This is a genomic window from Parasphingorhabdus sp. (assembly GCF_039968395.1).
GTDB lineage: Bacteria > Pseudomonadota > Alphaproteobacteria > Sphingomonadales > Sphingomonadaceae > Parasphingorhabdus.
The window spans coordinates 438330-452036 of sequence record NZ_JBDVPV010000002.1 but is presented as its reverse complement, the minus strand read 5'-3'; the positions used below and the strand labels follow the sequence as shown (position 1 = coordinate 452036).

General features: G+C 54.7%; 13 protein-coding genes and 1 riboswitch. Of the genes, 3 read left to right on the top strand and 10 right to left on the bottom strand.

The features are described from left to right. Positions 1–13: 13 nt before the first annotated feature. Positions 14–1534 (bottom strand): hypothetical protein, encoded by a 1521-nt coding sequence (locus ABJI30_RS06335; protein ID WP_348016339.1) that lies wholly within the window; start codon positions 1532–1534, stop codon positions 14–16. A gap of 92 nt (positions 1535–1626) precedes the next feature. On the opposite strand from ABJI30_RS06335, the gene ABJI30_RS06330 reads away from it, so the two are divergent. From ABJI30_RS06330 to ABJI30_RS06320, 3 genes are read left to right on the top strand one after another with little or no spacing between them, the layout of a single operon-like run. Further along, positions 1627–2838 (top strand): CoA transferase, encoded by a 1212-nt coding sequence (locus ABJI30_RS06330; RefSeq protein ID WP_348016338.1) that lies wholly within the window; start codon positions 1627–1629, stop codon positions 2836–2838. Positions 2839–2873: 35 nt separating this feature from the next. Next, a complete protein-coding gene (locus tag ABJI30_RS06325) occupies positions 2874–3191 on the top strand; it encodes a DUF1330 domain-containing protein (RefSeq protein WP_348016337.1) in 318 nt (105 codons plus the stop codon). Between the two features lie 7 nt (positions 3192–3198). After that, positions 3199–3930: a class I SAM-dependent methyltransferase gene (locus tag ABJI30_RS06320; RefSeq protein ID WP_348016336.1), complete on the top strand. Its 732-nt coding sequence runs from the start codon at positions 3199–3201 to the stop codon at positions 3928–3930. On the opposite strand, the gene ABJI30_RS06315 is transcribed toward ABJI30_RS06320, so the two are convergent. From ABJI30_RS06315 to ABJI30_RS06275, 9 genes are all read right to left on the bottom strand, one after another. Further along, on the bottom strand, positions 3927–4931 hold the full coding sequence (locus ABJI30_RS06315; protein ID WP_348016335.1) for an MBL fold metallo-hydrolase: 1005 nt from the start codon (positions 4929–4931) through the stop codon (positions 3927–3929). The two genes, ABJI30_RS06320 and ABJI30_RS06315, sit on opposite strands and share 4 nt — an antisense overlap. Before the next feature lies 1 nt (position 4932). Then, on the bottom strand, positions 4933–5580 hold the full coding sequence (locus ABJI30_RS06310; RefSeq protein WP_348016334.1) for a TetR family transcriptional regulator: 648 nt from the start codon (positions 5578–5580) through the stop codon (positions 4933–4935). A gap of 24 nt (positions 5581–5604) precedes the next feature. Then, a complete protein-coding gene (locus ABJI30_RS06305; RefSeq protein WP_348016333.1) occupies positions 5605–6477 on the bottom strand; it encodes a crotonase/enoyl-CoA hydratase family protein in 873 nt (290 codons plus the stop codon). Between the two features lie 60 nt (positions 6478–6537). Then, on the bottom strand, positions 6538–7320 hold the full coding sequence (locus tag ABJI30_RS06300; protein WP_348016332.1) for an SDR family NAD(P)-dependent oxidoreductase: 783 nt from the start codon (positions 7318–7320) through the stop codon (positions 6538–6540). Between the two features lie 24 nt (positions 7321–7344). After that, the gene (locus ABJI30_RS06295; protein WP_348016331.1) at positions 7345–8517 is read right to left on the bottom strand and encodes an acetyl-CoA C-acetyltransferase; all 1173 of its coding nucleotides are present in this window, start codon (positions 8515–8517) and stop codon (positions 7345–7347) included. A 148-nt stretch (positions 8518–8665) separates the two neighbouring features. Then, positions 8666–10093 (bottom strand): aldehyde dehydrogenase family protein, encoded by a 1428-nt coding sequence (locus ABJI30_RS06290; RefSeq protein WP_348016330.1) that lies wholly within the window; start codon positions 10091–10093, stop codon positions 8666–8668. Positions 10094–10174: 81 nt separating this feature from the next. Beyond that, positions 10175–11485 (bottom strand): cytochrome P450, encoded by a 1311-nt coding sequence (locus tag ABJI30_RS06285; RefSeq protein ID WP_348016329.1) that lies wholly within the window; start codon positions 11483–11485, stop codon positions 10175–10177. Between the two features lies 1 nt (position 11486). Beyond that, on the bottom strand, positions 11487–11918 hold the full coding sequence (locus ABJI30_RS06280) for a nuclear transport factor 2 family protein (RefSeq protein ID WP_348016328.1): 432 nt from the start codon (positions 11916–11918) through the stop codon (positions 11487–11489). Next, positions 11918–13453, bottom strand: a complete 1536-nt coding sequence (locus tag ABJI30_RS06275; RefSeq protein WP_348016327.1) for an acyl-CoA synthetase — start codon at positions 13451–13453, stop codon at positions 11918–11920. Before ABJI30_RS06275 ends, ABJI30_RS06280 begins: the two co-directional genes overlap by 1 nt. A gap of 153 nt (positions 13454–13606) precedes the next feature. After that, positions 13607–13690: riboswitch (ZMP/ZTP riboswitch) on the top strand. Positions 13691–13707: the final 17 nt, after the last annotated feature.

The window sequence follows — 13707 nt, the reverse complement described above, 5'->3', positions numbered from 1 at the left end:
TACCGTAAAGCCATCAAGCCAACACCGCCAGATTTCGATTGTCTTGTGTTGTTACGGTGACTTGCAATCCAATCAGATCCGTATTCTCTGGCGCGTCGGCCAATATGCCAATAGCGGGCAAGCCATTTTCATCTTCCAGCCAGAGACTCGCCGCGCCGCGACTGTTTTTCCCGTAAGGCATGGCATAGCTTTTGATGACGGCTTCGCCATTGAAGAAATGATCAGATTTCACATGCGCAGGTCTGGCTATCCGCACCGGTTCGGCAATCCGGTCAGGAGACCATCCGCCCGCCACCGGCTGCGCTGCATAAATACCTACGGATTCCTTGTTGATCACACCGCCATTGGCAGAGATCATGCCCGGCTTGCTGCCATCTTTGCGCAACGCCTGAACCAGAGCCACGATACCATGATTGCTGTAACTGTTGCCGGGCCCCCCGAAGAAACTCAGTCCCCCGGTCAGTGTGTAGGATGACAGCGGTCGATCGGGTTGACCAAGCGCGTCCATCGCCAGCGAAACTGCAACCGGGAAGCAGCTATATATATCAATCGGGCCCAGCGCATCTGCTCTCATCTGGGCCAGCTCCAGAGCCTTGGGGAAAGCCGATTCCATCGCCGGAGAAACAGACAGGTCCGCCTGTTCGCTGATCAGCGGCACACTCGCATCGGCACCGCTATGCAGGTAGATCATCTTGTCTTCCGAGATCCCCAGTTCGGCCGCATGTGCAGCGGTGGTCATGATAACTGCCGCGCCCAACTCTACCGCATCCTGTGCCACCATCCAGCGCCGATAGGGATCGTTCAGACGGTAGTTGCCATCATCTTCTGCAAGCAATTCATCCGCGGTCCACGACCGCGCAAAATTTGCATGTTCCCGGGTCTCGGAAACACTGGAAAAAGCAGACCACAGCTCCGCCATATCCCGGGCATAGCTATCGCGGTCCATGCCCAGCCTGGCGCGCCGGGCGTTCTCGACGATACCGTAGGACATCGGCATGCTGATCAACCCTTGCCGCCATTCATAAGCCGTCAGTATCTTGTCTTCATCGGTCCGCAGATCGGTCATGACGCGATCCGATTTTTGCGTCCAATCCAGCGCGTGCCCGCTCCGCCGCGCGCGTTTTACGGTGCCGGTATTTTCCGCACTGGAAATCACAACTGCCTTGTGTTCGCCTGCATGGACCTGCCTCGCCAGCTGGTTGATATGCTTTTGCGGACTTTGTCCCCCGACATCACCATAGAGCAAGGTCGCCGGATCCAGGTTCGAAGCTGTGGCGACCGCATCCGGATGATTATCAGGTGATCCGAAATCATGCGGCAAACCGCTGTCATGAAAAAGCCGGATCGAGAGCAGGCAATCAATAGAGGCAGCCAGTTTTCCGGCTGCACCGCTATCTGCGAGCGCTGCGGTTACAGCTGCAGATGCCAGATCGACCGTCGATGGCCACTCCTCTCCCGATGCCGCCTTCAAACTCTTTCCGCTTGCTTCACCAACGCCAACCAGCACCGGTGCATGTGGATCCGTAATCGCCAAGGTTTCATCCCCCAAATAAACAGTTCATCAATCGATTAAAGCTGATAACAGACAGCTATATTCATGCACCTGTTAAATTGAGGATATTGTTGATGAGCGGATGGCCGGAACTGAAATGGGACAAGGAACCAACCGGGCCGCTAAAGGGTCTGAAAATAGTGGACATGTCCACCGTGGTTCTGGGGCCGTTTGCAACAGTTAATTTTGCAGACATGGGCGCAGATGTCATTAAGGTCGAAAATGATCAGGGCAAATTCCCGGGCGACATGATGCGCCACGCCGGTGACAGCCCGACCGGCGATCTCGGCCCTATTTTCACCTCACTCAACCGCAACAAGAAATCAATCACGCTCAACGGTAAAGACGAAGCAGACAAGGCCGTTATCCTCGAATTGCTCAAACACGCGGATGTGTTTTTTCACAACGTCCGCCTTGCCGGGATGGAACGGCTTGGTCTGGACTATGAAAGCGTGAAGGCAGTCAATCCGGGCATTGTATACGTCCACTGCGCCGGATTTGGCCAGGGCGGAGACTATTCGCACCGTCAGGCCTATGATGATCTGATCCAGTGCTCGTCCGGCTTTGCATCACTGTTCGAGATGCGGGGGGATAGCGGTCGACCGCTTTATATGCCGTCGCTGGTGGCTGACAAGACCATCGGACTTTTTGCAGTCAATGCCACGCTCGCTGCCATGTATCACAAGGAGAAAACCGGCGAGGGGCAGTTTGTTCAGGTCCCGATGTTTGAAGCTTTTACCTGGTTCAACATGGTCGAAAACCTTTGGGGCGAGACCTTCATTCCGGGCAACGGACGGCTGGCCTATACGCGTTCGGTCAACCCCAATCGCAAGCCTTATCCAACCAAGGACGGCTATATCGGTCTAGTTCCCTATAGCGATCAGCAATGGGAAACTTTCTTCGAGCTGGGTGGAAAACCGGGCGTGTTCCAAGAACCCCGTTTCGCGACCTATTCCGAGCGCACCAAGAATATCACCGCGCTTTACGCCCTCATCGAGGAAATCGCATCCACCAAAACCACCGACGAGTGGCTGGAACTGCTCGACGAAAACAATATCCCCGCCATGCGCTATAACCAGATCGCAGATGTGCTCCAAGACCCCCATCTCGAGCAGGTCGGCTTCTGGCAAGAGCGCGAAGGCGAGAAAATGGGGAAATATCGCACCATCAGCCACCCGGTCCATTATTCTGCCAGTCCGGCCAATATCTATGCCGATCCACCCACACTGGGTGCGGACAATGATGAAATCCGAAACGCAATTGGGATGGCGAAGAACGATAATTGATTTCAGCAACAGGCATTTGAAAAGGAACAAACCCCATGTCTGATAAGCCTCCGGTCCATGTCATGGCCAATTTCACTGTCCACGATGCCGAGGAATATCGCATCTATGAAAAGGGTTTCTTCCCCATTCTGAAAAAGCATGGCGGTCAATTCATCACCTTTGACGATGCATCGACGACATTTGAAGGCAGCACGCCACCCGAAGGCCGCGTGGTGCTGTTCAAATTTCCCAGCGAAGAAGCGGCGACGGCCTGGTATAACGACCCGGATTATCAGGCATTGTCCGAGCATCGCCGCGCCGGAACGGAGCTCAAATTTCTGACGATGCTGCATCCGATTCCCGCCAGAGGCTGAATCCGGCATGGTTGCACTCTATGACAAGATCGGTGTCGGTTACTCGAATTTACGCAAGCCGGACCCACGTATTGCCAATCTGATTCACACAGCTCTTGGTGACGCAGAAACCGTGTTGAATGTTGGAGCCGGCACAGGTTCCTATGAACCCGCAGAGCGGCAAGTGACCGCGCTGGAACCTTCCGCCGAAATGATCCGGCAACGCCCTGCGGGTTCGGCCAAGGCCTATCAGGGTTTCGCGGAAGATCTTCCATTTGCGGATGATGCGTTTGACGCTGCCATGGCCGTTTTGACGGTACATCACTGGGCGGATCTTGAAAAAGGGCTGCGTGAAATGCGCCGCGTTGCAAAATACCGGTTGGTCATACTGACTTTCGACCCGGAAGCACATTATTTCTGGCTGGCTGACTATATTCCGGAAATTGTCGAGCTGGATCAACCGATCATGCCGAAAATGATGGAATATGGAAGAATTCTCGGTGATGTGAGAATCGAGGATATCCCTGTGCCACATGACTGCACCGATGGATTTCTGGGTGCTTACTGGCGCCGGCCGCACGCTTATCTGGAAGCAAAAGTCAGGGCATCCATTTCAACCTTCGCCAAACTGGACAATGCGCCCGACCAACTGACCAGGCTGGCTCAGGATCTGGATTCCGGCGCCTGGAACAGGCGCTATGGGCATTTAATGGAAGAAAACAGTCTGGATGCCGGATACCGGCTGGTGGTCGCAGACTAGTCTCGCATCAAACTGGCGTAAACGCGGCTCATGAAGCTCGGCAACATCATTGCGTTGGCCTGAAATTCCTCATCAAATTCAGCCGTTGGTTTCGCGGCTATGATGTCTTCGAGGCTCTTGCCCTCGTCAATCATCGCCCGCACACGGTCGCGGATTACGCTCAGCACCTCGATGTATCGCGCGAGTTTGGCGCGATCCGTCACAGGACCATGGCCGGGTACCACCTTTGTCTCGTCATCAATCGCATCATGAACCGCCTGACAAAAGGCAATCATTCCATCGAGGTCACCGCCATTGTCGGCATCGATGAACGGATAGCCGGCGTTGTTGAACACATCACCCATGTGCACCGCATTCACACCGCGAAATATAACCGCCGCATCGCCAGTTGTATGCGCCGGGCCAACATGGAGCAGTTCTATCTTCTGGTCGTTGATGTGAAACTGCATCGTGTTGTCAAAAGTAATGTCGGATAAAGCGTGCTTGGGATAGGCCTTTTGTTCGGTTGCAAACGGGCCAAAATTGACAACGTGATCATTCAGCATCATCGCCCGGCTATTTGATTGCGAAACAATCCAGCTGCCTTCCTTGCCAAGTGTCAGGTTTCCATCGGCATGATCAAAATGCCAATGGGTGTTGATCACGAAATCCACCTTGTCGCTGCCCAACTCAGCCAGCGCAGCCTTGATCTTCGGCATGAGTTGCGGAAACTGATCATCTACAATCAACGTGCCGTCCTCGCCCACCGAGACCGCGATATTGCCGCCCAATCCAAACAGGACGTAAAAGCCGTCATCCAGCTTCTGCGTGGTGATTTCGGTTTTTTCAAAATCCCAGCCGAACATCTGCACCAACTGATCCATCGGCGTCACCTGAACAGTCGGGGTGGTCTTGGCGTGATGATCTTCCACGCCATGCGCAAATGCGACATGGCTCGCTGTCAATGTCACAATCGCAGCAGCATATCCGGCCAGCCTGTGCATCATCATTCCCTTGAACATATTATTTCGCCAAAATCCCTGCCATCACGAGATCAACCGTCTGGTCCCGATAGGCATCGCGCATGCGTTCGTCGAAATCGGTACGACCATAGCAATATTTCCACACCAGCTTTCCGGTGAAAAAGCGATCCGCAGCGCCGGTAACGGCCGAATAAAACAGATCAGGGTCCAGATCGCGAAACACGCCGGACTTGATGCCTTCACCGACAAAGATGTTATACGCCTCGGACAGGGGTTTGAGATATTTGTCCGCAATCTCGCGAGCACCTTCCGGCGGAAGATCACGGATTAACCGCATCGTCAGCCGGTGAATATAGGGAAATTCGTAATAGGTATCGATGACCGCGCCAATATGGTGGCGCAACTTGTCTTCCGGCGGCATGTTCTTTTTGATCAGCAGTCCGACATCTTCCACGATCTTGGTCATGTCACGTTCGAGGATTGCCTCAAGCAGACCATCCTTGTTGCCGAAATAATATTTGACCAGCGCACTGTTGAGGCCCGAGCGAACGGACAGTTCGCTAAACGAAATATCGATGGTGTCGCCTTCACGCATGATCATGCTCGCGGTCTCGATCAGTTTTGCGCGTGCGCCTTCCTCACCATCTTTGGCATCATTGGACTTTGGCACCAGTTTTTCGACGCTCATTATCTTCCCCTGCTCTGGTTCGATTTACTTATAGACAGGTTCTTCCCACCAGGGAAAGGTGTCTGGCATGTCTGTAGACACTTTATTGGGATAGGCCGGCGCCCGTTTTTGCAGGAAGCTCGCAACGCCTTCTGCCGCGTCCGCGGATTTCGCCAGATTATAGATAAGCCGGCTGTCAATCTTGTGCGCTTCCATGGGATGATCGGCATTGGGAATCTGCCACAACATCTGCCGGGTCAGGGCAATGGAAACCGGAGCTGTATTGTCGACAATTTCCTTTGCCAGGGCATAAGCTGCAGGCAGCAGATCCTCCGGCTTGTGCAGCGATCGCACCAATCCGCCGGCGAGCGCTTCCTGTGCGTCAAAGACGCGGCCCGTCATACACCATTCCAGCGCCAGTGGTCGGCCGACGATGTGCGGAAGGAACCAGCTTGCCGCACCATCAGGAGCGATGCCCCGGCGCGCAAATACAAAACCGAAACGCGCAGTCTCGCTGGCCAGACGAATATCCATGGGCAATTGCATGGTCGCACCGACACCGACGGCAACACCGTTGATCGCTCCGATAACCGGCTTGAGACATTGAAAGATACGCAGCGTCAGTAGTCCGCCGCCATCCCGCACGCGCGGATCGGAATAATCTTCGACCGGGTCTTCGCTGGCAAAAGGCTTCTTGCCATCTTCCGGTGTCAGATCCGCTCCTGCGCAAAAGGCGCGTTCGCCGGCTCCCGTCACGACCACCGCGCGGACATCATCATCGGCATCGATCCGGTCGAACGCATCGATCATTTCCTTGAGCATCTTCCCGGTAAATGCGTTCATTTTCTCGGGACGATTGATTGTGATCGTCGCGACATTGTCGGCAACGTCATAGAGGATCTGGGTATAGTCGGTCATGCACGTCTCCTGTGGATACAAAAAGGGCCGCGAGTTTCTCGCAGCCCTCATTGTTGTCTGTTAGCGCGGTGCCATCCGGATGCCCCCATCGAGGCGGACATCTTCACCGTTGAAATACCCGGTTTCGATCATGCACAATGCGAGCTTTGCATATTCGTCCGGAACACCCAGTCGCGGCGGATGGGGAACCATCGCGCCCAGGGCATCGCGCACCTGTGGCGGCGCACCGGCCAGCAGCGGAGTATCGAAAATTCCGGGCAAAATGGTGTTTACGCGAATACCGTCGCGGGAAAGATCGCGAGCGATCGGCAGGGTCATCCCGACCACGCCGCCCTTGGATGCTGAATAGGCAGCCTGACCGATCTGACCATCTTCTGCGGCCACGGAGGCGGTATTGACCATTGCGCCGCGATCACCGTCAGCGAGTGGATCAAGCGTCAGCATCCCGGCTGCCGATTTGGCAATACAGCGAAAGGTGCCGACCAGATTGACCTGAATGACGAAGTTAAACGCATCCATCGGGAAATGCTTGATCGATCCGTCTTCCTTGGATCGGCTGGCCGTCTTGATCGCATTGCCGATACCAGCGCAGTTCACAAGGATGCGCTCCTGGCCATTGGCGGCCCGAGCTTTTTCAAACCCGGAATCAACGCTGTCATCCTCGGTCACATTGACCTTGCAGAACACACCGCCCAGTTCGGAAGCGAGCGCTTCGCCTTTTTCTTCGTTGAGATCAAAGAGCGCAACTTTTACGCCCTTTTCGGCAAGACGCCGAGCGGTTGCCGCACCCAGGCCGGATGCACCGCCGGTAATGACGGCTGAGATTGTATCATTCAGTTCCATTTTGGTTTCCTGTATTTTCTGATTCTAGTTCAAACGTTCGATGATTGTGACGTTCGCTTGTCCGCCACCTTCACACATGGTTTGCAATCCGGTTTTTGCGCCCTTTTGTTCCATGGCGTTCAGCAGGGTCGCCATCAATTTGGTGCCCGAAGCGCCCAGCGGATGACCCAGTGCAATGGCTCCGCCATGCACATTGATCTTGCTGCGGTCCGCACCGGTGTGCTTGAGCCAGGCCAGCGGCACAGGTGCAAAAGCTTCGTTCACTTCATAGAGATCAATATCATCAATCTTCATGCCTGCGCGCTGCAAGGCACGATCTGTGGCAAACAGGGGCTCCTCCAGCATGATCACCGGATCCCCTGCGGTCACAGTGAGGTTAATGATTTTGGCACGCGGTGTCAGGCCATGATCTTTCAGAGCCTGTTCCGAGCAAACCAGAACCGCGCTGGAACCATCACATATCTGGCTGGCGTTAGCCGCCGTGATCGCACCACCTTCCTGCAGAACTTTCACGCCGCCAATGCTTTCCATCGACGCGTCAAAACGGATGCCTTCATCAACCTTGTGCATGGCATCGCCTTCAGGTGTCTCGACTTTCACGGCGACAATTTCATTGTCAAAAGCGCCGGACTCGGTCGCGGCAATGGCTTTCTGATGGCTTTCAAGAGCAAAGGCATCGAGATCCCCACGGTCAAACCCATGTTTTTTCACCAGCATTTCGGCACCCATGAACTGGCTGAACTGAACACCCGGATAAGCTTCTTCCAGACGTTCGCTCTTGTTGGTGCCGAGACCAGCATCCTTGAACAGCTTGAACGTTGAACCCATTGGCACGCGGGTCATGCTTTCAATGCCGTGCGCCAGAACCATGTCCTGGGTACCGGACATAACGCCCTGGGCTGCAAACTGGATGGACTGCTGGGAAGAACCACATTGCCGGTCAATCGAAACAGACGGGATGCTGTCAGGCAGTTTCGAAGCGAGAACGGCATTGCGGCCGACATCGCCCGACTGTTCGCCGCCCTGCATCACACAACCGGTGATAACGTCTTCAATCGCTGCAGGATCGAAATCATTGCGATCAGCAATAGCATCCAGTGTAGCGGCACCCAAATCTACGGCGTGGGTTCCCGCCAAACGTCCACCACGACGACCACCTGCGGTCCGAACTGCGTCTACAATATAGGCTTCTGCCATATTCCTGTTCCTTCTGTTTTCCAAGAGAATCTCTGATTTAACTGATCGATTAAACTGGCACTGCCGCTACGTCAATATAGCCGCCAAATAAAAAGCCGGTTATCACGGATGCGATAACCGGCTTCCTGAATTTCAATCTACTGTGCAATTAAGCAGGTACATTGTCTTTCTTGACCGTAATCACCTGCGGATAGGTGAACTCGAGCAGGCCTTCCTTGCCATATTCTGCACCGAAACCGGACTGCTTGTGACCACCAAAGGGCGCGAATGGCGACAGGTGCAGGAATTCGTTGACCCACACGGTGCCGGTTTCCATCTGCTCGGCAATTTCGACGCCCTTGTCCGGATCCGCAGTCCAGACTGCACCGGCCAGACCATATTCACTGGCATTGGCCCGGGAAATAGCTTCGTCCTCTGTGCTGAACTTCATCAGCGGCATAACCGGACCAAATTGTTCCTCGGCCACAATCCGTGCGTCTTCCGGTGGATTGTCGAGAATGGTGATCGGCATGTAGTATCCCGGGATATCCGGGTCATGGTCGCCGCCGACGAGGAAGTTATAGCCGTTGTCCTTGGCGTCCTGAACCAGTTCGATAACGCGATCATATTGTTTCTTGTTCTGGATGGGGCCGACTGCCGTGCCTTGCTGTGCCCCGTCGCCGACAGTCACGTTTTTCGCATATTCCGCGATCGCCGCGCTCAGCTCGTCATAAATATCTTCGTGGATATAGATGCGTTTGGCCGCCACACAGATTTGACCGGCATTGGTGAAGCTGGACCAGAAAAGCTGTTCGGCCACTTTTTCGACATTGGCATCGGGCAGGACGATGGAGGCATCATTGCCGCCCAATTCCAGCGTAATGCGTTTGAGGTCCTTGGATGCGCCTTCCATGATTTTTTTACCGGTAGCCGTCGATCCGGTGAATGTGATCTTGTCGATATCCGGGTGGTTGGTGATGAGCGGCCCGAGGCTGTCTTCACCCGTGATTATATTGACAACACCCGGAGGTGCTGTGTCCTTGATCAGCTCTGCCAGACGCAATGTCGTCAGCGGCGTGAACGGCGAGGGTTTGAGCACGATCGTGCAACCCGACAGCAATGCCGGAGCAATTTTCTGCACCGCCATCATGACCGGGAAATTCCACGGGACAATGCCGCCGACAACACCGACGGGTACCCGGCGGGTTCGGCTCAGACGCTCGTCTGTATCTTCGTTGATTTCATCATCGAGATCGAGTGTCGATTGCGCCCCGGCCATCATCGAGGCACCCATGATTTCGCCCTGAGCCTGTGCATGGGGCTTGCCCTGCTCAGCAGTCAGAAGCCGGAACAGTTCATCGAGATTATCCTTGATCGTTGCCGAGATGGCCTGGACCACCGCGCGCCGTTCTTCGATGGGTTTTTTGCGCCATGCCGGAAAGGCAGCGCGCGCAGCCGCGACAGCACTGTTCAGTTCCGCTTCACCGCATGACGGGACCTGCCCGATCACTTCTTCATTGGCTGGGTTGACGACATCCAGCATCTCGGACGTGCCGATCATCTCGCCATTGATCAAATTCTTATATTGGGTCACCATTTTTCTCTCCTTTGGAATTTTTGCCATATTTCTTTTTCTATTTGAGTCGTTTGTATCGCATTACAAGGTCCGCTGCGCCTCTCATTTTGATAGAGTGTATCTGATTGGCAGAGTCTTCAATCCTCCGACGAAGGTCGATTTTGCGCGCTTGGGATCACCCGCCAGTTCGAGCGTCTCAATGCGGTCGAGCAGCTCGTTGAACAGGATCCGCATTTCCAGCCGCGCGAGATGCAGGCCCAGACATTGATGCGCCCCCGCACCGAACGCCAGATGACGATTGGGAGAACGCGATGCATCAAATCTGCGCGGGTTTTCAAACTGCGCCGGATCATGATTGGCGGCAACATAGTTGATCATCAACCAGTCATTCTTGGCGATTTTCTGACCGCCAATCTCCGTATCTTCTGCCGCGGTGCGCATGAAATGCTGAACCGGACTGGTCCAGCGAATGGCTTCCTCGACAATGCCCGGCAGCAAGCTGCGGTCAGCCTTGACCCGGGCAAACTGTTCGGGATCCTGCGCCAGCGCCATCATCGCTCCGGCGGTGGATGCCGATGTGGTGTCATGGCCGGCACTGGCGACAATGATATAGTAACCCGCCATGTCCCGATCATTCAGCGGCTCGCCATCGACCATTGCGTTGGCAATGACGCTCGCCACATCATCGGTTGGATTCGCGCGTTTCTCAGCGGCCAGCTTGGCGAAATAGGCTTCGAAATCTGCCACGGCTCCTGCGACGACCTGCGTGATCTGTTCGGGTGTCATGTCCTTCATGCCGGTACCGGAAAGGTCTTCATCCTGACCTCCGAACATTTGCTGGGTGAGGAAAAGCATGCGCTGTTCGTCAGCCTCGGGCACTCCCAATATCTGCATGACAACATGCAACGGATAGGGCGCGGATACCAGGGGCACAAAATCTGCTTCCGTGCCTGCCTCGACCAGCCGATCGACGGTTGATTTGGCCAGTGATTCTATTTCCGCCTCGAGGACACGCAGGTTTTTCGGCATGAACCAGTCCTGGGTCAGGCGTCGGTATTTGGGATGGACCGGTGCATCGAACACAACCAGCGAATCGACAAGCATCTTGCTGCCTGTGACTTTCAGCGAAAATTCAATCGCTTCCCTGGCAGACAGCACGACAGGGCGGGGGTTGTTAAGGAAGGTCGCATTGTCCTTTGAAATGCGCATCACGTCTTCGTAACGCGTGACCAGCCAGAAGGGATCGAAGCCATCCCCCGGAATCTCGACTTTGGCAACCGGCATATTTTCACGCAGCCAGTCAAAGGTATCGAGCAGCCCGTCCCATTCCGCATAGACATTCGGATCAACGACCTTCGTCGCCATTTCAGGCGAAAGGGTCGGGATGTTTTCCAATTCTGACATATTGCTCATTTCAGACTTCTCCAAATTTCCGGGCGCCCGCTTCAAACCCTTCGGTCGGCAAGGCGCTCATGTAGATCACGATCTTTTCAATCTGTCCGGCGACTGTGCAATGGAAGAAATTGCAGTTGCGCAAGCTGGTCTGTGTACCATCGGCGGCGCTGGTCAGCTGGATATGAAAACGGACCGCCACCGTCCCGTTTTCGGGATCAGCCGTCGATTCGAATTCATCTATGGAGATGCCGGAATAGCTATCGAGAAATTCCACAAAATGCCGATGGACTGCGGGCTTGCCGTCAAAACTGATGCCCAGCGGCGGAATGACCATGATCGCATTTGAGGCGAGGTTATCCATCAAGCCATCCATATCCCTCTCGACCACTTTGCCAAAATATCCATCCACAGCCAAACCGCGAAGGTCATCGGAGGATAGTCCGCCTTCCATCAGACAATCTTGCTGCCTGTCTTGCCCCAATATTCATCGCGGAGCAGCCGCTTGTAGAGTTTCCCCGTCGCCTCACGCGGCAGTTCTGAACGAAAATCAATCTGGCGCGGGACCTTCACGCCCGACAGTGTTTGCCGCAAATGCGCCTCCAGCTCTTGCGCAAATTCGGGCGTGGCATTGGCCATGTCCATCGGCTGCACCACTGCAACCACCTTTTCGCCCATATCTTCGTCCGGAGCGCCGATTACGGCAGCATCCGCCACTTTGTCATGCGTGACGAGCAGATTCTCGATCTCCTGCGGGTAAATATTCACGCCGCCAGAAATGATCATGAAGCTTTTGCGGTCAGTCAAATACAGAAAACCGTCTTCATCAACTTTTCCGACATCGCCAAGAGATGTCCAGCCATGGCTGTTGGAAGCCGCCTTCGTTTTTTCTGGATCATTGTGATAGGAAAACGGACTTCCGCCCTCAAAATAGATCTGCCCTTCTTCACCGGCTGCGACTTCATTGTCATCCTCGTCACAGATGCGAACAGTACCCAAAAGTGCTTTGCCGACAGAGCCTTTGTGCGCGAGCCAGTCCGGCGCACTGATATAGGTAAAGCCGTTGCCCTCCGATCCGGCATAATATTCCATGATCACCGGTCCCCACCAGTCGATCATCTTCTCCTTCACGGGAACCGGGCAAGGTGCCGCGGCATGAACCGCGCTTTTGAGGCTCGATACGTCATATTTTGCGCGAACCTCTTCCGGCAGTTTTAACATCCGGTTGAAATGGGTGGGCACCCACTGACTGACATTCACCTGATATTTTTCGATCAGGCCCAGCGCCTGTTCCGGATCGAATTTCTCCATGATGATCGTCGTGCCGCCAAGCTTGTGCACCGTCATGCACCAGCGCAGTGGTGCCGCATGATAGAGCGGCGCGGGCGACAAATAAGTGCAGCCCGGCGTAAACCCGAATGCGCCCTGGGCAATCGCGACCAGGGCATTGGGCTGGCCAATATCCTCATTCTCGGGAAAAGGAATTCGCACACCCTTGGGGCGTCCGGTCGTTCCCGACGAATAAAGCATGTCTGTCCCGTGGCGCTGATCGGCAATCGGGGTGTCGGACATCGCAGCAAGAGCCGGCTCCAGAGCGCGGTCATCATCCGCCCCGTATACATATTGTGTTACATCGGGATTTAAATTCAGCAATTCATCCAGAACCGCCAGTTTGGTATCGGAACTAATCACCATGGTGGCGCCGCTGTCCGACAAAATGTAGCTGGCCTCTGCGGCGGTTAGCCGGCTCGGGATGGCGACATAATAGAGCCCCGACCGCTGTGCGCCCCAAATGATGTCAAAAAAGCCAGGATGGTTGTCCAGGAAAACCGCCACGGTGTCGCCAATTTGCAATCCCTCGCTGCGGTACAAATGCGCAAAGCGATTGCTCGCCTGATCCAGCTCGGCAAAGGTTTCAACTTCACCCGTTCCCGCCATGATGATAGCGGGTTTGTCCGGATTTTCCTGGGCATGCAGATAGGGATGCATGGGTGGTAACTCTCCATTTTTATTGATCGCATAAACCAGCGATTCGCGTTCTGTACATCTTGATTTAATCGCGCGCTTAAATCAATTGATATATGCGCTGCAACCTGCACCGGGCATTCTGTTCTTTAACTGCCGATCAGGAGGTGGTAGCTGTGCCTTGTGCGCGACTGGCGAGTTAAGGTGGGTCACCACCGGGGAGCGGACAGATTTTCACCGCCGTTCGCCTGGGCATTTTCTGCAGCAAGGAGACATGC